The following is a 19,436-nucleotide window of genomic DNA, read 5'->3' on the forward strand; positions in this document are numbered from 1 at the left end:
AAGCGGTGTTATGCAGCCGCTCTGGTAGCGACTGCGCAAAAGTCAGACAGGCTTAGTGGAGAAAATTGGAAGATGCATCATTATTCTCGGCATCATCTTCCGCGCTATACAGCAGGTGATGTGCGTTGGCTTCCATCATTACCATGGAAATTTGCTCTTCGCTCAGGCGCATAAACCAGGCGAACTGTTTGAAGGAGAGCCCCGCGCCGGAGAATAAAGACTGGCAAACCACCAGCTTCGGCAGATTATCATCCTGTATGTCGAGAAACGCTTTCACCGTCAAAGAACTGGCGTTAATCGCTGAAAGATCGGATGCCAGTGCAAGCAGCGCTGAAGGCTTCACTTCAGCCAGCGCCGAGAACAGGATCACGTCGTTAATCAGATCGATTTTGGCATCAAAAATACCATCGAAATTTTGCATGTGAGGCAGATGCAGCGCCTGGCAGGAGTCGCATTCGAAAAAAGTAATACCGGCATCATCGAGCCATTGACGTAACGTATCCAGTGTAGGTACGACCTGTAAATCCATCGCTGTGCAGCCTCTTAAATAAAAACGTTGTCCAGCTTACGCAAAAAGTGCGCGCCGATCCATTTAACCGCCCGTTTTCAGGCAAAATCCCGGCGTCGCATGGCGTTCAATCCATGCGATCATTTTACCTGCAATATCGACGCCTGTGGTTTTTTCCACCCCTTCCAGCCCCGGCGAGGCGTTAACTTCCATCACCAGCGGCCCGCGGTCGGCACGCAGCAGATCGACCCCCGCCACGTCCAGGCCCAGCGTCTGCGCCGCTTTCACCGCAATCTCGCGCTCGCGCTCGCTGATAAGGGCCACCCGCGCGATACCGCCGCGGTGCAGGTTAGAGCGGAAGTCGCCCTCTTTCGCCTGCCGCTCTATGGCGGCCACCACTTCATCGCCCACCACAAAGCAGCGGATGTCGCACCCTTTGGCCTCTTTAATATACTCCTGAACCAGAATATGGGCATTCAGACCGCGAAAGGCGTCAATCACGCTTTCCGCCGCCTGACGCGTCTCCGCCAGTACCACCCCAATACCCTGCGTGCCTTCCACCAGCTTAATGACCAGCGGCGCACCGCCCACCATGTCGATTAAATCGCTGGTGTCGTCCGGGGAGTGAGCAATCCCGGTGACGGGCAGATCGATCCCCTGGCGCGCCAGCAACTGCAGCGAGCGCAGCTTATCGCGGGCGCGTGAGATCGCCACGGACTCGTTGAGCGGATAGCTTCCCACCATTTCAAACTGGCGCAGCGCGGCCGTGCCGTAATAGGTGATCTGGGAGCCGATGCGGGGAATTACCGCATCAAAATGCGGGAGTTTGCGGCCTTTGTAATGAATCGACGACGCCGCAGGGTCGATGTTCATATAGCAGGACATCGGATCGAGGATCTCAACCTGATGTCCGCGTTTCGCCGCCGCTTCTCGCAGGCGTTTACATGAATAGAGCGTTCCATCCCGGGACAATATGGCAATTTTCACCCTGCACCTCTCTAAAGACATGGGAAAAGCCTGCCTATCATACACGAGGCGCAGGAGGAAGGGACTATCGCGTTGCCCAGCCCTGTTTGTGCAGGTAATCAAGAATGAACGGGCGGTTTTCTTTAATGATGGTGCGACGAATATGGTCGCTCCAGGTATCGCGGCGGTTGTTGCTGTCGCGCGTCAGATAGTAGTTCGCCAGCTCTTCATCGTATTGATGCAGAACGTCCTGATCGACCGGCTGGTAGTGGTTTTCATGCACCAGCATCGCAGCAGGAATACGCGGCTTCAGATCCGGGTTATCCGCCGGCCAGCCGAGGCACAGACCAAACAGCGGCAACACGTGTTTCGGCAGCTTCAGCAGTTGCGTCACGCTTTCGATGTTATTACGCAGCCCGCCGATATAGACGCCGCCAAGCCCCAGCGATTCCGCCGCCGTGAACGCGTTTTGCGCCATCAATGCCGTATCCACCACGCCCAGCAGCAGCTGTTCCGCCAGCCCCAGCTCCGCCTCAGGACAGATTTGCAGGTGACGGTTAAAATCGGCGCAGAACACCCAGAACTCAGCCGCCTGGGCAACGTGCTTTTGTCCGCCCGTCAGCGTTACCAGCTGTTCACGCATCGCCGGATCGGTGATGCGGATAATGGAGCTGCACTGCAAAAAGCTGGAGCTGGAGGTGCCTCTTGCGCTGTCGATGATCGCGTCCCGCTGCGCCTGGGTGATCGGCTCATCGGTGAAATGGCGAATGGAACGGTGGGAACGAAGCAGGTCAATGGTTGGCGTCATTTTGTCTCTCTTTGTATTGCGTAAAACATATGGCAGCCAGTATAGGCAATGATCCACCTGATGTAATTGGCGAAACATAGCCTGACTGTATCAAAGTGACAGGTGAAACCTTCTTTCCATGACGGCAGGTTATCGTGCACTATAGGGATTATTCGCCGTCAGGCTTGTTTTTTGAGGAGAGAGAAATGTTTGCAGTAATTTTTGGTCGTCCAGGATGCCCTTACTGTGTGCGCGCGAAAGAGCTGGCTGAGAAACTGACTGAAGAACGTGATGATTTCAACTTCCGTTACGTGGATATCCACGCGGAAGGCATCAGCAAAGCCGATCTGGAAAAAACCGTGGGTAAACCGGTTGAAACCGTGCCGCAAATCTTCCTCGATCAGAAACACATCGGCGGCTGCACCGATTTCGAAGCGTACGCCAAAGAGCACCTGGGCCTGTTTGCCGCTCAGTAATGCTAAGACGCCCTCACCCTGAGGGCGTTTTTATTTATGATGCTTCCGCTGTTGCAGCAGGCTGCGCATAAATAAGAAACAGAGCGCCCCCAGCGCACACCAGAAAACGCCACTTAGTAGCCACGCCACTTCCTGCCAGACGCTTCTCGACGAGAGAAACAGCACGCGCATCAGAAGCAGGCAGAGGGGCGCCGCAAGGATGGCCCCCAGCAGCGGCATTACCACCTCGCCTTGGCGCGAGAGAAAACTGGCCACTACTCCCGGCAGGATAAAGAACAACAGGCCCAGCTCGGGATGACCGGACGCTCTGAAGGCGCCCTTCACATTAAAAGCAAGCGACATGCAAACGACCGTAAACAGCAAAAAGCAGCTGATTACGCCAACCCAGTTTCGTTTAAAGTTCAAACTATCCTCCTGACTTATCTCTATCAAATACAAAAATCGTCCGGTGGACGCCCAGTCAGATAAAGCATTGCGGCAATCCTTGCCAAAGCACGCACACAAGTCGTGCGATAATAGGTGGCTGTCGGTAGCTATTACGATTAAACTAACCGCCTGCTAGTGTTTAGGGTATTTATCAGGAAGCAGGGAGGTGCAAAGTGATTCCCTGACTCTGAAAACAGTAGCCCAAATAGTCCTTTCATTCAACAACTTACTGGTAAACAAGAAGTTAGCCTCCGTGAATATAAACGTCGCAGACTTGTTAAATGGGAATTACATCCTGTTATTATTTGTGGTACTGGCACTGGGCCTTTGTCTGGGTAAATTGCGCCTGGGTTCAGTTCAACTTGGTAATTCCATTGGCGTTTTAGTCGTCTCCCTGTTATTAGGTCAGCAACATTTCAGTATTAACACGGACGCGCTTAACTTAGGTTTCATGCTGTTTATTTTCTGCGTTGGCGTGGAAGCCGGTCCGAACTTTTTTTCCATTTTCTTCCGAGACGGCAAAAATTATCTGATGCTGGCGCTGGTGATGGTCGGCAGCGCCCTGCTGATTGCGTTAGGGCTGGGCAAACTGTTTGGCTGGGACATCGGCTTAACGGCCGGTATGCTGGCAGGCTCGATGACCTCCACGCCGGTGCTTGTTGGCGCGGGGGATACGCTTCGTCATTCTGGCATGGCAGGCACCCAGCTTTCCGCCGCACTGGATAACCTGAGCCTGGGCTATGCCCTGACCTATCTGATTGGTCTGGTGAGCCTGATTGTTGGCGCGCGCTATCTGCCAAAACTTCAGCATCAGGATCTCCAGACCAGCGCCCAAACCATTGCCCGAGAGCGTGGTCTGGATACGGACTCCAAACGTAAAGTTTACCTGCCGGTGATCCGCGCCTACCGCGTCGGGCCAGAGCTGGTTGCCTGGACCGACGGGAAAAACCTGCGCGAGCTGGGGATTTACCGTCAGACCGGCTGCTACATCGAACGTATCCGTCGTAACGGCATTCTGGCAAACCCGGACGGTGACGCGGTGCTCCAGATGGGCGATGACATCGCTCTGGTTGGTTACCCGGACGCCCACGCGCGTCTCGATCCGAGCTTCCGCAACGGGAAAGAAGTGTTCGACCGCGACCTGCTGGACATGCGTATCGTCACCGAAGAGATTGTGGTGAAGAACCACAACGCCGTGGGCCGCCGTCTGGCGCAGTTGAAGCTGACCGACCACGGCTGTTTCCTCAACCGCGTGATCCGCAGCCAGATTGAAATGCCTATCGACGATAACGTGGTGCTTAATAAAGGCGATGTGTTGCAGGTCAGCGGCGATGCCCGACGTGTTAAAACCGTTGCCGACCGTATCGGCTTTATCTCGATTCACAGTCAGGTGACGGACCTGTTAGCCTTCTGCGCCTTCTTCATTGTTGGCCTGATGATCGGAATGATCACCTTCCAGTTCAGTAACTTTAGCTTCGGCATCGGTAACGCTGCCGGTCTGCTGTTCGCCGGGATCATGCTGGGCTTCCTGCGAGCGAACCATCCCACCTTCGGCTACATCCCTCAGGGAGCGCTGAACATGGTGAAAGAGTTCGGTCTGATGGTCTTTATGGCGGGTGTCGGCTTAAGCGCCGGGAGCGGCATTGGCAATGGCCTGGGTGCGGTCGGCTGGCAAATGTTGGTTTCCGGACTTATCGTCAGCCTGGTACCGGTAGTCATCTGCTTCCTGTTCGGCGCCTACGTGCTCCGCATGAACCGCGCCCTGCTCTTCGGCGCGATGATGGGCGCGCGCACCTGCGCACCGGCAATGGAGATCATCAGCGACACCGCGCGCAGCAACATCCCGGCGCTGGGCTATGCAGGCACCTACGCCATCGCAAACGTGCTGCTGACGCTGGCAGGTACGCTGATCATCATTATCTGGCCAGGACTCGGATAAATCTCAAGTTTGCGCGTGGCTGAAAAAATTTTCGTTACGCGCAGAACTTTTTACACAGGTCACAGTCATAACTATTGCCACTGCTTTTCTTTGATGTCCCCAATTTGTGGAGCCCATCAACCCCGCCGTTTTGGTTCAAGGTTGATGGGTTTTTTGTTGTCTGAAGTTCGTGACCTTTTTAATCAGGTAGTTAGAGCTCCATTTCGATAGGAATGGCGGCGGATTTTTGTGTAATCTATTGAATGTTTTTTCTAAATTCTCGCCAATCATCGGTGATTTTAACCATAAGTCTTTCGCAGCAATGCCCTTTCAGGCCGATATCTTTATGAGCCTGTTGGTTCAGAACCTCTAAAGCCGCATAGGCCATATCACCTATTTTTCCTTGTGTATCAGCATACTTGTAGTAAGCGCTCTCCTTAGGCACCCCTTCCAATTTTTCAATTTCATTTATGTAAATGCTTTCCATAGCATGTCTGTGTTCTTTGATCAGATCTCTAAATTCACCATCAAAGTATACAAATGCAGTAATTTCTAACTGTGCAAGGTTACGCATAGACTCATTGAACGTTTGTGGATGCAAATCGTTATCTCCAACAGTTACGGCACAGTGAGCTTGTGCCTTATTAGAACGCCCCCAGAAAGCAATTTTTTCAAAATGACTCAAAGTAGTTTCGTATGCCTTAACTTTTGATTCCCAATACTTTTCCTTCTTGAACTTAGTGAGTCCCCATCGACTACCTGCCCAAGCACCTGCAAAACCGACCAATGCAGGAATAATCTTTTCGATAAAAGAGAACGAACTTGCAAAATCCATGTGTACTCCGGATTTAAATACTTTTTAAAAGTTCATCCAGCTTACTATAACAATAAAAAAAACCGCCAGCGGCGGGTCAGAATCAGTAAGCAAATTGCTTCTACATATTTTTGGGATGAGGCGCTGCTGCGCTGATTTTTTGCGGACGGCATACTGACCGTACAAAATTTTCATGCGACACGATGGTATGCCCGTACTCGATATTAGTGCACAGGTTGTAGCGTTCTTTGGTTTGATTGGAAACTTGGAAACTGTTTCAGATATGTGCCGCCTGTACGCACATAGAACAATTCATCATAATAATCAGATCTAATTATTAACTAAATAGCAATAATGAGAGATGATTGTTCGCAATTTTGAACTAATTGTTCCATTGCGAACTCATCAATTTTCACCTCAAACTCAATACTGGTTGTGAAACCACTGTCAGCGCTGGCCGTATGCATGAACGTGGTGATTGTCCATTCCGCATCATCTATGAGCTGCTTAAAGCCGCTAATCTTCCCTTCACGGGCATTTACGTGTAGAGATCGGCACGGCCTTCTCAGTTAAAGGGAGAAAGACGCCACACCACGCTGTAGAGCTCCCATTGCATTTTGGCGGCCCTGTTGGCATAGGCCCGGTTCAGCACCAGCACATTTTCATCCGCACCCACCAGATAATCTCCCTGCTTCGCCTCCAGCTCCATTGCTGTCATGGTTTTCTTCCGGTGCTTAACGCTTTACGCCCAGCTTTCGTCCTAGCGGTCCACCGAAAATGCCCAAGCCCGATACGGCAAAAAACTGACCGGACACACCGCCGTACATCACAGCTCACCGATTGCGGTGAAACATAACATTCTCACCAGCACCTTTATCCCGCGTCCGCTGCTGAGCCAGTAGGCATTCAGCCGCTTTGTTCAGGACTATCAGGTGTCTGGTAACGCCTACCTGGAGAAACGGACGAACAGACTGGTGGACATTCTGTAACTGAAGCCATCGCTGGCGAAATACACACGCCGCTGGATCGACCTCGATACTTACTGGTTTGTGCAATACGGCATGACCACGCAGCCGTATAAGTTCACTCAAGGCAGCAACTTCATCTGATGGAGCCGGATATGAACCATGAAATTTACGGCCTGCTGGCATACCTGTCCGCTATACTTAAGTCCTGCTCAACGAGTCCGCCACCCTGTTCCGCCAGAAGTATTACATTAACGGCAGCCACGCGAGTTTCATCTTGTACATGACCGACACCGCGCAGAACCAGGAGGTAATAAACAATATCCGCCAGGCCATGAAAAACGCAAGGGGCCGGGCAAATTCCGCAACCTGTTTATGTACTCACCTAACGGCAAAAAGACAGAATTCTGATCATCCCTCTGTCAGAGGTGGCGGCTAAGGATGAGTTTTCGAACAACAAGAATGTGAACCGGGACGACATGATGGCAGCACATCTTGTACCACCTCAGATGATGGAAATTATGCCGAGTAATGTTGGGGGTTTGGGGATGAGGAGAAAGCGACCAAGTTTTTTTTTCGAAATGAGTTACTGCCGTCACAGAAAAGAATGGATAAAGTAAAAAACTGGTAAGAGACGAAATTTTGCGATTTAAGTCATATTATCTGGGCTGATGATGCTTGTAAATCAACATGTTTTGCTGTTCGATAGAACAAACCAAAAATCTGATCAGTGGGAAAAGTTCGTGGTACAACAAGCATGGTCCTTTAAAGCAATTGAAAAAGGCAACGTAAGGTACTGGGCAAATGATGGCTATAACGACGATTACTCAGTTTTCTATCGCTACAATAATTCTGTCCCAAATTACAAAAATGTCAAAGAAGGAGATCTTGTAATAATTAGAAATAGAGATAATATTTTAGGAATCTCTATTATAGAAAAATTAGAAACATACGACACTGAAAAAAATGTGTATAAATGCCCCCATGACGAATGCAATGCAAAAAAGATCCGCCCACGCAAAACAATGATGCCAAAGTGGCGTTGCGATAACGGACATGAATTTAATGAGAGAAGGTTGGTTTTAGAGCCTGCTATAGGATTTATAGCTACTTATGGTTCCGTTTTTAAGAAACTAAAAGACATCCCTCTTGATAAACTTGAAGCTGAAAGCTTGCGCTATAACGTTCAGTTATCCATACAGGAAGTAAATATACAGTGGGCAAAAGAACTATTTGATGCTCAAATATCGTCGATTCTTCTTACTGCAGGAGAAGCAGATAACGACTCTCCAGATTTGCTTGAAGGTGATCAGAGGAAACTAGTAGATAGGCAGATCAGGCAAAGACGTGGACAGAAAACATTTCGAGATAAGCTGTTAAAGTCCAGCCCTATATGCGCAGTTACAGGATGTGAGCTTGTAGATATTCTTGAGGCGGCACATATTGATGCTTACAGAAATGAAAGTCATAACCATATAAGCAACGGATTGCTGCTCAGAAGCGACATTCATACTCTGTTTGATCTAAATTTATGTGCTATACATCCGGAGTTTTTGACAATTCATTTCTCTAAAAAAGTCATCAATGAAGGCTATGATATTTATCATAATAGCATAATAAACACGATACATCGTATATCTCTGACAGCACTCATTAAAAGATGGAGTGCGTTTAAAGAAAACTGAAACCACATCATCATATCAAATAAAAAACAGCCGAGGACTTCCCCGGCAGTTTTTTATTTTTTTATTGCACGAAGAGTTGTCATAAGATTCTCACCATAAGGAGTAAGCGTCCAATATGTCCCTTTGTCTTTTACGCTCCGATTCCTTTCACTTTTCGTTATTAAACCAAGCGCTCTCAATTGAACTTTCACCGTTTGAAATGATGATGACTTCATTATTATTGAAAGTATATTCAGCCCCAAAACATCTTCATTATCCGTAAGCTGATCACGCACAATTTTTGATATAGAAGAATTAACTGCAGAATGTAATCCCTCATCAGCAATTTCATCTATCATCATCGGTGAAACATAGGAAAAAATCTCATTCCAGCTAATTTTCGCACTAGCAGAGTAACGTTTTCCATCATGGGTCCATTGAGAGGGGGATGCATTAAATGTATACTCAAATTCAAATAAATCATCACCCTGAGATAAAGTTTCACTTCCAACTGGAGCAGTTGTTTTGCTGGCAACAAGTTGGCTCTCAAGCTCTTCAATTGTTCTTTTTAATTTCAGTATTTCTTGAGCTTCACTTTCACTGGCAACAAGATTACCTTTAACCCAGCCAACAGCAGGTGATTCTCGTGTAAGTTTGATTAAACTTCTACTGACCTGACTTCCGAGTTCTGCAGGGGACTCCCAGAAGCGACAAAGCCGATTTTTAACCAACTCTTCAAATCTCGCCAGTTTTTCTTTACCATCAGAGGTTGACTCGCAAAGTCTTGCAGCCAAATTTTCCTTGTTTTTGTGGATAAAACCAATAACCGGTTTTCCAGTTTCAACTGCGTAACGATACTCCATTTCCGTATAGCTTAGTCCATCGGGTCCAATAGATCCGTATCGTCCTGCTAGGATGACTATATAATAATCACTGTCATCAATTACTTTCTTTATCAAACTCCATTGATCGCTATTAGTTGCCGGGAATAACTCCATCCCTGCTGGCATACAATCAAGCTCCAATAGTGCCTGCATCACTTCTTGGCGTTCTTCTTCTAAATCTGAAAACGTTGAACTAACAAATACCTGATAGCGCTTATCCAAAATCAAGATCCTCTCAAAATTTGCATAACCTAATTTAAACAAACTACTGAAACCATTCTGTGAGCGCGCGCTCGTATCCCCGCCACGCCTGCCCGCTTTAAATAATAGTTTTATGGCTGGAAAGTGCGGCAGTTCTGGTGGGTCAGCACCGTTACGCTCCTTTTGATCATGCAAATCTACACGCAACTCGGCACTTATGGTGTACATAAACCCAGCAAAAGTCCGCCATGCCCCCACGCAAAACCTAAGCCACTCAAGTTCGCATTGAATAGCCTTCTTGTTACAGATTAAAACTGATCCTTATCAATCACTTAGTGATGTGGTTAAATCATAATCCTACGCTGAAATTTTACTCATGAAGGAAAAACATGGACGCAACTGATCCTGGGAAGCTGATATGGCATGTCGCCTGCGATGAGTCAGGCATTGATGGTCAGCGATTTTATGGATTTGGCAGCCTGTGGATGAAGTACCAAAGGCGTGGCGACTTCGTACGCATCATTCGTGAGCTTAGGGAAAAGCATAACTGTAGCGATGAAATAAAGTGGCAAAAAGCTCATTCAAAGAGAAATGCTGCTTTTTATCATGACCTCCTTGAAACGTTCTTCAAACACCAATGGCTGGCGTTCCACTGCATCATTGTAGAAAAATCAAAAGTAGAAAAATCCTTCCATGGCGGCGACTACGATCTGGCTATGCGTAAGCATTTTGGCAAGCTGATTGAAACTAAAATAGGCAACGTTATCAAGGCTCATCCAGATAGGGAATGCGAGTTCCGTGTGGAAGTGGACCCACTTCCATCGCGGTATAAAAAAGCTGATGAGGCATTTGAAGTCATTACTAACCACACGTTAGCAAAAAGGTTTGGCCGTAGAGACATTATCAAGAGCGTCGTCACAAAGGATTCAAAATCTTCTGAACATATTCAAATTGCAGATTTTCTTCTAGGCGCAGTGATGTGCGCCTATCAAGGCAAAGCAACTTCGGATGCGAAGTTAGCAGTTGCCAACAAAGTTGCGTCTTATTTAGGGTGGGATTCGCTTATGTATGACACTTGGCCAAAAGAGCGCAAATTTAATATTTGGCTTTTTTTCGACAGAACGAAAGGACCAAGGGATATCCTTACGCGAGATGTGAATTTGAAGTATGAATTGCCCAAGTCTAAAAAATAGAGCCGACCTCACAGCCAGCACGGTTGGAGTCCCAGTCGTTCGACGAAGTTACCAACTAGGCGGTATCAACTTTCGGGGGGCCGCCTCTAATTCCCCAAAACCATAAATTCAGTTCAATGATAGTAGCGTTTTAAAGTTTCAAACTCAACAAAATGCATAACAATCATGTTGTAAGGCCTATAACACTAATTATCGCTCTCAAGTGAGGAATCACTAATGTGTACTTCCTTGCTGTCTAACAGCGTAATCGCAATGTCCTTGCCCTCAACACTATAGTCAGAGCTAGCGACAATCTGTATGTAAAAGTTCTATCCGTCCGCTGGGCAAGTGACATCCTGAATATATCGTTCACATTTCCTCTCAACATCACAGTTATACATACAGCAAAAATATGCTTTTAACGCTAAAAAAGTTTCACTCACCTAACCCATTGATTAATAATGGAGTTCAAACCCATGCTGCTCTAGTATAACTTATGCCATTAGTTATACTCCTACGGACGTTGATTCATGTAAAAGATGCGCAACCCAACTACAGACTGCCATCTCGCAGCATCGGATCTACTTCTGCTTCTCTGCAGCAACCAAAACATATATGATTAAACGCATATAAAAATCACACATCCAGGAACACCCATGCTCCACCCGCTCCAGCTCTTCAAAATCCTCTCCGACGAAACGCGGCTCGCCATCGTCATGCTGCTGCGTGAAGCGGGGGAACTGTGCGTATGCGATCTCTGCGCCGCCACCAACGAGCCGCAGCCGAAAGTCTCCCGCCATATGGCACTGCTCCGCGAGACCGGGCTGGTCATCGACCGACGTGAAGGGAAATGGGTCCATTACCGTTTATCTCCGAACATGCCCGCGTGGGCAGCGTCCATTATCGATAACAGCTGGAACTGCCTGCGTGAAGACACCCGCCTGAAGCTGAAGGGTAAAGTTCCGGGTGCATGCTAAGCAAAACATATTCACAAAATCAGATACAATGGAGTAAACAATGTTTCTGGCAGGAGCGATTTTTTTATTCACGCTGGTGCTGGTCATCTGGCAACCCAGAGGGCTCAGCATCGGCTGGAGCGCGACCATTGGCGCCGCGCTGGCGCTGGCGAGCGGCGTTATTCATATTAACGATATTCCGGTGGTCTGGAATATCGTCTGGAACGCCACGGCCACGTTTATCTCGGTGATCGTTATCAGCCTGCTGCTGGATGAGTCCGGTTTTTTCGAATGGGCGGCGCTGCACGTTGCTCGCTGGGGAAACGGTCGCGGGCGGTTGCTGTTTACCTGGATCGTGCTGCTGGGTGCAGCCGTGGCGGCGCTGTTCGCCAATGACGGCGCGGCATTGATCCTGACGCCTATCGTTATCGCCATGCTGCTGGCGCTGGGGTTCAGCAAGCAGGCCACGCTGGCGTTCGTGATGGCGGCGGGATTTATCGCCGATACCGCCAGCCTGCCGCTGATTGTCTCCAACCTGGTCAACATCGTCTCAGCGGACTTCTTTAAGCTGGGCTTTAGCGAATACGCCTCGGTGATGATCCCGGTTGATATCGCCGCAATTGCCGCGACGCTGGTGATGCTGCATCTGTTCTTCCGCAAGGAAATACCGCCGGAATATGACCTGGCAAAACTCCGCGAGCCCGCACGGGCCATTCATGACCTGCCGACGTTCAGAACGGGCTGGATCGTGCTGCTGCTACTGCTCGTCGGTTTCTTTGTGCTTGAACCTCTGGGTATCCCGGTCAGCGCTATCGCAACAACTGGCGCGCTGATTTTATTTGCCGTTGCTAAACGCGGGCACGCCATTAACACCGGGAAAGTGCTGCGCGGCGCACCCTGGCAGATCGTTATCTTTTCGCTGGGGATGTATCTGGTGGTGTATGGCCTGCGTAATGCCGGGCTGACGGAGTCTCTTTCAGGCGTTCTTGATCGCTTAGCCGGACACGGACTCTGGGCCACTACGCTGGGAACCGGATTTATCACCGCCTTTCTGTCATCCATAATGAACAATATGCCAACGGTATTGATCGGCGCGCTCTCCATTGAGGGTAGTGCGGCAACAGGCTTGATTAAGGAGGCGATGATTTACGCTAACGTGATTGGCTGCGATCTGGGGCCGAAAATCACCCCCATCGGTAGCCTGGCTACCCTGCTATGGCTTCATGTGCTGGCACAGAAAAACATGACCATTACCTGGGGCTACTATTTCAGGACGGGCATCATAATGACGCTGCCAGTTCTGTTTGTGACGCTCGCCGCGCTGGCGCTACGTCTCTCCTTCACACTGTAATGAGTAACGGATATGAGCAACATCACTATCTACCACAACCCGGCCTGCGGCACGTCGCGCAATACGCTGGAGATGATCCGCAACAGCGGTACGGAACCCGAAATTATTCTCTATCTTGAGAACCCACCGTCGCGTGATGAACTGACCAGGCTGATTGCAGACATGGGGATTCCCGTGTGCGATCTGCTGCGCAAAAACGTCGAGCCTTACGAGCAACTGGGCCTTGCCGGGGGAAATTTCACCGATGACCAGCTTATTGATTTCATGCTGCTATACCCCATTCTGATTAACCGTCCGATTGTGGTGACGCCGCTGGGTACACGTCTGTGCCGCCCTTCTGAAGTCGTTCTCGACATCCTTCCGGACGCGCAAAAAGGGGCATTTACAAAGGAAGATGGCGAAGTCGTCGTTGACGCCAGCGGGAAAAAAATCTCCTGACATCAGGCGTGGCCGGGGCGAGCGCTATCAGACGGTATCCTCGCCTGCAATCCGTCCCACTATCGCCCGGATCTCCTCCCGGGTTAACGGCGACCGGTCGGTTACAAAATGCAGCGTCATCCCCTCGATAAACGCATCCAGCGCACGGGCGGTGGCCGGATCAAACCACTGCTCAAGCGTAGTCTGGCTCATCTTCATCCAGTCCTGCATCACCGTTTTCAGCGCGGCGCTGCGGTGCATAAAAGCGTACAGCTGATACATCAGCGCCATATTGTGTGGCGTGGTCACGGCTGAACTGTGGATCAGCGTGGTAATGGCCTCGCACGCCCTCTCCCGCCCGGTCACCCCCGCGAAGAAATCCCGGTACTGCTGAGACATCTGCTGCGTAAACCACGTGAACGCCTCCTCCAGAAGCGACTCCATCCCGTCGAAATAGTAGGTCATCGACCCCAGCGGTACGCCTGCGCAGGTGGCAATTTTGCGGTGCGTGACGGCATGAATACCGTGCTCAGCTATGGTGTCCAGCGTCGCCTGGAGTATCTTCTCGCGGCGGTTAGGGTCGTTTGGTGGTCTGCTCATAAAATCCTCATCCGGTTTATGTACAAATGTACACAAAGTTGCTAGTGTTGTCGCTATTGTTGTACTTCTGGTGCTGATCCCAATGACGCTAACTTCTCCTCGCAAAGCCCTGCATCTGCGCATGTGGGCGCTGTTTATGTTCTTCTTCATCCCCGGGCTGCTGATGGCTTCCTGGGCAACGCGCACCCCGGCAATCCGCGATACGCTATCCGTCTCGACGGCGGAGATGGGGATCGTGCTGTTTGGCCTGTCGATTGGCTCGATGAGCGGCATCCTCTGCTCGGCCTGGCTGGTGAAGCGCTTTGGCACGCGCGCGGTGATCCGCACCACCATGTGCTGCGCCGTGGTGGGAATGTTCGGTCTGAGCGTGGCGCTGTGGTTCGCCTCGCCGCTGATGTTTGCCCTTGGGCTGATGGTATTTGGCGGCAGCTTTGGTGCGGCTGAAGTGGCCATTAACGTCGAGGGGGCCGCCGTCGAACAGGCGATGAACAAAACGGTGCTGCCCATGATGCATGGCTTTTACAGTCTCGGCACGCTGGCGGGCGCGGGCGTGGGGATGGCGCTGACGGCGCTGGGCATTGCGGCCAATGTGCACATTTTGCTGGCGGCGCTGGTCTGTATTATCCCGATCCTCACCGGCATCAGGGCTATTCCCGCAGGCACAGGACAACACGCCACGGACGAACAGAAGTCTGCGGCGAAAGGGTTGCCCTTCTATCGTGATTTCCAGCTAATGCTGATTGGCGTGGTGGTGCTGGCGATGGCATTTGCTGAAGGCTCCGCCAACGACTGGCTACCGTTGCTGATGGTGGACGGGCACGGATTTAGCCCCACCTCCGGCTCGCTGATCTACGCTGGATTTACGCTCGGCATGACCGTCGGACGCTTTACCGGCGGCTGGTTTATCGACCGTTACAGCCGCGTGGCGGTCGTCCGTGCCAGCGCCCTGCTGGGTGGGCTGGGCATCGCGATGATCATCTTTGTGGATGTGGACTGGATTGCCGGTGTGTCGGTGATCCTGTGGGGGCTGGGCGCCTCCCTTGGCTTCCCGCTGACCATTTCCGCTGCCAGCGATACCGGTCCCGATGCGCCGACGCGCGTGAGCGTTGTGGCGACCACGGGCTACCTTGCCTTCCTGGTGGGGCCACCGTTGCTTGGATTCCTCGGTGAGCACTACGGGTTGCGCAGCGCCATGCTGGTGGTGTTAGGGTTAGTGATTATTGCCGCCCTGGTGGCGCGTGCGGTGGCAAAACCGGAAGCAGAACAAACGACAATGGAGAAGGGATATGAGCGTTAAACTGATTGCAGTCGACATGGATGGCTCCTTCCTGAGCGATGCGAAAACCTATAATCGCGCGCGTTTTCTGGCGCAGTACGCGCGCATGAAAGCGCAAGGCATCCGTTTTGTGGTCGCCAGCGGAAACCAGTACTACCAGTTGATCTCATTTTTCCCCGAGATCGCCCATGAAATCGCCTTCGTCGCCGAAAACGGCGGCTGGGTGGTGGATGCGGGCGAAGACGTGTTTAACGGCGAACTGTCGAAAGAGCATTTTCTGACCGTCGCCACCCTGTTAAACGACGTGCCCGGCATTGAGATAATTGCCTGCGGAAAAAACAGCGCCTACACGCTGAAAACGTATAACGACCTCTTCAAAGAGATTGCGGCGAAATACTATCACCGCCTTGAAAGCGTCAGCAGCTTTGACAACCTCAACGATATTTTCTTCAAGTTCGGGCTTAACGTCTCTGACGACGAAATACCGCGCATTCAGGCGCTGCTGCATGAGAAGCTTGGCGACATCATGGTGCCGGTGACCACGGGTCACGGCAGTATCGACCTGATAATCCCTGGCGTGCACAAAGCTAACGGCCTGCGGATCCTGCAAGCGCGCTGGGGCATTGAGGACAGTGAAGTGGTGGCCTTTGGCGACAGCGGTAACGACGTGGAGATGCTGCGCCAGGCTGGGTTTGGCTTCGCGATGGCCAACGCCAGACCGCATATAAAGGCTGTGGCCCGCTATGAAGCGCCGAACAATAATGACGAAGGGGTGCTGGACGTGATTGATATGGTGCTGGAGGGGAAGGCGCCGTTTAATTGATTCCGTGCGGTCTGGTGCCTTCACCCTAACCCTCTCCCACAGGGCTGAGGGTTCCCCACAAAATAATGCCTGCACAGATGGCCCCCTCTCCCTTGAGGGAGAGGGCTGGGGTGAGGGGGAACATACGGCTCTGGTGGTCATTCCGTTCACTTTATTTTCCTTGCTACTCTGTCACGACATGACCGGTGAACGTGCCAGGGTGGCTCAGTCGCCACCACCCTGGCGACCCGGGCTCCCGTCGCATCCATGTGCCTCGCCCCGGCCTGCAGGAAACGCCTCAGCGATTTACAGCCGGACCGCGGCATCGCTGAAAGCCCTCAGTTATTCTGAGGCAACGTTATCGCTTTTGCTTTCAAATTACTGGGGATCCCTCAGCCCACAGGGAGAGGGAACTGTCCCGAGCTCGCCCAGCGGGGAGAGGGAATAAGGATTACGGTTGCAGGGCATTTCCGACGCGTTTGTCCTTCAGGAACACCACCATCAGACCTACCCACAGCACACCGTTTGCGAGATTGAACAGGCTGAAGAGCCCGTTTCCGCCAAACGCATAAGCATGCTTGCTCACCTCAATACCGACGGTGAAAATCAGCATTTGCAGCATCCCCATCGCGGCAGACACCGTGCCTTTACTCATTTCACTGGCGAACAGCGTCAGGCGCACCAGGCCAGCATTCGCCACGCCGATACCAAACGCGTAAACGCTCAGCCCCGCCGTCATCCACAGGTACGCATGAGACGAGGCTACGGTCGCCACCGCCGCGATAATCAGCCCTGCCGCTATGGGCCAGCCGCCCAAAATAATCAGCGAACGCACGGTACGGCGCGACGTCAGACGCGCCAGCACCAGGTTACCGATAATCAGCGCGCCAAAAATCGGCACCTGTAACAGGCCATACTCATAGCTGCTAAGCTGTTCGCCGCTGATGATAATGACCGGCGACTGGGCAATCCACGCCAGCAGCGGCAGGCTGACAAACCCCGTCGCCAGCGCGCCCGCGACAAAACGACCGTTTTTCAGCACTGCCTTATAATCCCGCCCAAGCTCTTTAAGCGAGAGCTTTTCGCCCAGGCGGGTGGCGGTTTCCGGCATCGCACGGTGCAGGCCAAAGAAAGAGATAGCCGCAAGCGCGGCAAAGAGGACGAACATCCCCTCCCACGGCGCGACGTGAACCCATGCCGCTCCCACCAGCGGCCCAAGAAGCGGTGCAATCAGCGCCACGTTTGCCATCAGCGCGGTAATTTTGATACACACCGCCTCCTCAAACGACTCCTGAATAGCGGCATAGCCCACGGCGCCAATAAAGCACAGGCTCACGCCCTGAAGGAAACGCAGCAGCGTGAACTGCTCAATACTCTGCGCCAGCAGCGTGGCGAGACAGGTGACGATAAACCACACTACGCCCGTCAGCATCACCGGACGGCGGCCAATACGATCCGACAGCGGCCCTAACAGCCACTGTAAAAACATGCCGCCCGCCAGATAGGCGGTCATGGATGTCGGCACCCACTCAATACCTGCGTTGTACTGCTCAACCACAGCCAGCATGCCGGGCTGGATCATGTCGTTGCCGATGTAGGTAGAGAATTCGTAAAGCACCAGACACAGAGGAAAAAGTAACGCCTGACGACCCAGACGATTACCGGAAGAAGAACGGTTTATCATGCAATCTCTTTAGTATGAAAAAATCGCGATGAGTGTAATGAATTGCCGCTGTCTGAGATAGCAAATTAACGTGAAAAAACAGAAATAACGCACTTATCGTTGTTGTTTAAGGTTTCCTTAAGTTGCCCTCCCTATGATAGTGCTATTTCACGTTATTGACCGAAACTATGACACACGCCGTCAGCCCTTCAGAATTATCTAAGTTACCGACAAATAAGACAAAACGTCTTTACCGTTTGCCTGCCCGCTTTTATGGTTATCAACTTTTCGTGCTTATTGCCCTTGCGGTGCTTTTTACCTGGCTTTCGCGCGATGAATCGCTTGACCGATGGATAACCGGTTCCTGGTATGACGCAGCGGCGCATCATTTTCCGCTACAGCAAAACCCGTTGCTGGATCTGCTGAACCATCGGCTGGCGAAATATGTGACCATTGTTATCGCTGCCGCATCGCTAATTTACGGCGCTTACAAACGCAATGCCCGACTGGTAACGGCCGCGCTTCTGATGGGGCTGGGTGCGCTGGTAGTAGGGGTGCTGAAAAGCATAAGCCACCACAGCTGTCCGTGGGATCTGGTGGAATATGGCGGCAGGTCCGTTTCGTATCCCCTGTTCAGCGCCGTTCCGGCAGACAGCGGACCGGGACGCTGCTTTCCCGGCGGCCACGCCTCCAGCGGGTTTATGGTGATGGGGCTGTTTTTTGCCTTCTGGCGTGAACGTCCGCGCCTGGCATGGTCCTTTGTCGCGTCAGGCGTTGTTATGGGGCTGGTGATGGGCTTCGGGCAGGTCATGCGCGGCGCGCATTTTTTCTCTCACAACCTGTGGGCCGGGTGGTGGGTCTGGTTTTCCCAGGTGCTGGTTTACGGGCTGGTTTCCGCCCGGTTTGCTAAAGAGTAACGAGATTATGTTAGAAAATCTGAACTACGAACTGTTTTACCTGCTCAACGCCACACCGTCGTCACCGGAATGGATGATCGATCTCGCCACCTTCATTGCGAAAGATCTGATTAGCATTGTACCGGCGCTGGCGGTGATCCTCTGGTTATGGGGACCTCGTACACAGGTCACCGCCCAGCGCCATCTGGTGATCAAAATGGCAATGGCAATTGGCGTGAGCGTGCTGGCAAGCTACGTGCTGGGTCACGCCTTCCCGCACGATCGTCCGTTTGTCGATCGCATCGGCTACAACTTCCTGCACCATGCGCCGGATGACTCGTTCCCGAGCGATCACGGCACGGTGATCTTCACCTTTGCGCTGGCCTTCCTGTTCTGGCATCGCCTGTGGTCCGGCGTAGTGCTGATGGGCGTGGCAGTCGCCATCGCCTGGTCCCGCGTCTACCTGGGGGTGCACTGGCCGCTGGATATGGTCGGCGGTTTCCTGGTGGGGCTGATGGGCTGCGTCAGCGCAGCCATCCTGTGGAGCCTCTTTGGCCCGGCGCTTTATCGTGCATTATCACAGGCCTATCGCGTTCTGTTTGCTCTTCCGATCCGCAAAGGCTGGATACGTGACTAACCCCGGTCCGTCAGGTTACACTTGAGCCCCCGCCCTGCGGGGGCTCACTTTTTTAGC

The 19,436-nt window shown here is 51.8% G+C and carries 19 protein-coding genes and 3 pseudogenes; 12 read left to right on the forward strand and 10 right to left on the reverse strand.

Annotation, left to right across the window (positions count from 1 at the left end):
* Positions 1-52 precede the first annotated feature (52 nt).
* The 3 genes from ACOT0L_RS10765 to nfsA all read right to left on the reverse strand — a co-directional run bounded on the left by ACOT0L_RS10765 (position 53) and on the right by nfsA (position 2,282).
* Positions 53-529, reverse strand: a complete 477-nt coding sequence (locus tag ACOT0L_RS10765; RefSeq protein WP_022647571.1) for a YbjN domain-containing protein — start codon at positions 527-529, stop codon at positions 53-55.
* A gap of 63 nt (positions 530-592) precedes the next feature.
* Entirely contained in the window at positions 593-1,495 is a 903-nt protein-coding gene (gene rimK / locus ACOT0L_RS10770) for a 30S ribosomal protein S6--L-glutamate ligase (RefSeq protein ID WP_126503637.1), read from the reverse strand.
* Between the two features lie 64 nt (positions 1,496-1,559).
* A complete protein-coding gene (gene nfsA / locus ACOT0L_RS10775) occupies positions 1,560-2,282 on the reverse strand; it encodes a nitroreductase NfsA (protein ID WP_023299683.1) in 723 nt (240 codons plus the stop codon).
* Between the two features lie 185 nt (positions 2,283-2,467).
* Between nfsA and ACOT0L_RS10780 the strand changes: the two genes are divergently transcribed.
* Positions 2,468-2,737 carry a GrxA family glutaredoxin gene (locus ACOT0L_RS10780; protein WP_014169305.1) on the forward strand — a complete coding sequence of 90 codons (270 nt, stop codon included), beginning with the start codon at positions 2,468-2,470 and terminating at the stop codon, positions 2,735-2,737.
* 30 nt (positions 2,738-2,767) lie between these two features.
* On the opposite strand, the gene ACOT0L_RS10785 is transcribed toward ACOT0L_RS10780, so the two are convergent.
* Positions 2,768-3,142: an inner membrane protein YbjM gene (locus ACOT0L_RS10785; RefSeq protein WP_022647569.1), complete on the reverse strand. Its 375-nt coding sequence runs from the start codon at positions 3,140-3,142 to the stop codon at positions 2,768-2,770.
* A gap of 274 nt (positions 3,143-3,416) precedes the next feature.
* On the opposite strand from ACOT0L_RS10785, the gene ACOT0L_RS10790 reads away from it, so the two are divergent.
* On the forward strand, positions 3,417-5,102 hold the full coding sequence (locus ACOT0L_RS10790) for an aspartate:alanine antiporter (protein WP_001024855.1): 1,686 nt from the start codon (positions 3,417-3,419) through the stop codon (positions 5,100-5,102).
* Positions 5,103-5,337: 235 nt separating this feature from the next.
* Here the strand turns inward: ACOT0L_RS10790 and ACOT0L_RS10795 are convergent, their stop codons facing one another.
* The 3 genes and pseudogenes from ACOT0L_RS10795 to ACOT0L_RS10805 form a co-directional block, all read right to left on the reverse strand.
* Positions 5,338-5,916, reverse strand: coding sequence for a hypothetical protein (locus ACOT0L_RS10795; RefSeq protein WP_063138149.1), 579 nt, complete (start codon positions 5,914-5,916; stop codon positions 5,338-5,340).
* A 100-nt stretch (positions 5,917-6,016) separates the two neighbouring features.
* A pseudogene (locus tag ACOT0L_RS10800) lies at positions 6,017-6,214 on the reverse strand (ogr/Delta-like zinc finger family protein).
* A 22-nt stretch (positions 6,215-6,236) separates the two neighbouring features.
* Positions 6,237-6,634 (reverse strand): annotated as a pseudogene (locus ACOT0L_RS10805) (hypothetical protein); the annotation flags it as partial.
* A gap of 64 nt (positions 6,635-6,698) precedes the next feature.
* Here ACOT0L_RS10805 and ACOT0L_RS10810 point away from each other — a divergent pair.
* Together ACOT0L_RS10810 and ACOT0L_RS10815 are read left to right on the forward strand one after the other, a co-directional pair.
* Positions 6,699-7,532 (forward strand): annotated as a pseudogene (locus ACOT0L_RS10810) (phage portal protein).
* Positions 7,532-8,545, forward strand: coding sequence for an HNH endonuclease (locus ACOT0L_RS10815; RefSeq protein WP_226842120.1), 1,014 nt, complete (start codon positions 7,532-7,534; stop codon positions 8,543-8,545). The pseudogene ACOT0L_RS10810 and the gene ACOT0L_RS10815 overlap by 1 nt, the downstream one beginning before the upstream one ends.
* Before the next feature lie 53 nt (positions 8,546-8,598).
* Here ACOT0L_RS10815 and ACOT0L_RS10820 read toward each other — a convergent pair whose 3' ends face one another.
* Positions 8,599-9,837, reverse strand: coding sequence for a DUF4062 domain-containing protein (locus ACOT0L_RS10820; protein ID WP_225303551.1), 1,239 nt, complete (start codon positions 9,835-9,837; stop codon positions 8,599-8,601).
* Positions 9,838-9,998: 161 nt separating this feature from the next.
* Here ACOT0L_RS10820 and ACOT0L_RS10825 point away from each other — a divergent pair, with 161 nt between their 5' ends.
* From ACOT0L_RS10825 to arsC, 4 genes are all read left to right on the forward strand, one after another.
* Positions 9,999-10,802 carry a DUF3800 domain-containing protein gene (locus ACOT0L_RS10825; protein ID WP_048965813.1) on the forward strand — a complete coding sequence of 268 codons (804 nt, stop codon included), beginning with the start codon at positions 9,999-10,001 and terminating at the stop codon, positions 10,800-10,802.
* 635 nt (positions 10,803-11,437) lie between these two features.
* Positions 11,438-11,758 carry a metalloregulator ArsR/SmtB family transcription factor gene (locus ACOT0L_RS10830; protein WP_048965812.1) on the forward strand — a complete coding sequence of 107 codons (321 nt, stop codon included), beginning with the start codon at positions 11,438-11,440 and terminating at the stop codon, positions 11,756-11,758.
* A 40-nt stretch (positions 11,759-11,798) separates the two neighbouring features.
* A complete protein-coding gene (locus ACOT0L_RS10835) occupies positions 11,799-13,088 on the forward strand; it encodes an arsenic transporter (RefSeq protein WP_126503635.1) in 1,290 nt (429 codons plus the stop codon).
* Positions 13,089-13,100: 12 nt separating this feature from the next.
* Positions 13,101-13,526: a glutaredoxin-dependent arsenate reductase gene (gene arsC / locus ACOT0L_RS10840; RefSeq protein ID WP_023299678.1), complete on the forward strand. Its 426-nt coding sequence runs from the start codon at positions 13,101-13,103 to the stop codon at positions 13,524-13,526.
* 27 nt (positions 13,527-13,553) lie between these two features.
* Here arsC and ACOT0L_RS10845 read toward each other — a convergent pair whose 3' ends face one another.
* On the reverse strand, positions 13,554-14,105 hold the full coding sequence (locus tag ACOT0L_RS10845; protein WP_032624580.1) for a TetR/AcrR family transcriptional regulator: 552 nt from the start codon (positions 14,103-14,105) through the stop codon (positions 13,554-13,556).
* Positions 14,106-14,187: 82 nt separating this feature from the next.
* Between ACOT0L_RS10845 and ACOT0L_RS10850 the strand changes: the two genes are divergently transcribed.
* Positions 14,188-15,402, forward strand: a complete 1,215-nt coding sequence (locus ACOT0L_RS10850) for an MFS transporter (protein ID WP_048965810.1) — start codon at positions 14,188-14,190, stop codon at positions 15,400-15,402.
* Complete coding sequence (locus tag ACOT0L_RS10855; RefSeq protein ID WP_022647558.1) at positions 15,392-16,204, forward strand: Cof-type HAD-IIB family hydrolase; 813 nt, start codon at positions 15,392-15,394, stop codon at positions 16,202-16,204. Before ACOT0L_RS10850 ends, ACOT0L_RS10855 begins: the two co-directional genes overlap by 11 nt.
* Before the next feature lie 430 nt (positions 16,205-16,634).
* Here the strand turns inward: ACOT0L_RS10855 and ACOT0L_RS10860 are convergent, their stop codons facing one another.
* Positions 16,635-17,867: an MFS transporter gene (locus ACOT0L_RS10860; protein ID WP_045621923.1), complete on the reverse strand. Its 1,233-nt coding sequence runs from the start codon at positions 17,865-17,867 to the stop codon at positions 16,635-16,637.
* Between the two features lie 167 nt (positions 17,868-18,034).
* Here ACOT0L_RS10860 and ACOT0L_RS10865 point away from each other — a divergent pair, with 167 nt between their 5' ends.
* On the forward strand, positions 18,035-18,763 hold the full coding sequence (locus tag ACOT0L_RS10865) for a phosphatase PAP2 family protein (protein WP_063199609.1): 729 nt from the start codon (positions 18,035-18,037) through the stop codon (positions 18,761-18,763).
* A gap of 7 nt (positions 18,764-18,770) precedes the next feature.
* Positions 18,771-19,379 (forward strand): undecaprenyl-diphosphate phosphatase, encoded by a 609-nt coding sequence (gene ybjG, locus ACOT0L_RS10870; protein ID WP_063150551.1) that lies wholly within the window; start codon positions 18,771-18,773, stop codon positions 19,377-19,379.
* Positions 19,380-19,436 lie beyond the last annotated feature (57 nt).

This window comes from Enterobacter cloacae complex sp. XAL002 (assembly GCF_049236805.1).
Classification (GTDB): Bacteria; Pseudomonadota; Gammaproteobacteria; order Enterobacterales; family Enterobacteriaceae; genus Enterobacter; species Enterobacter intestinihominis.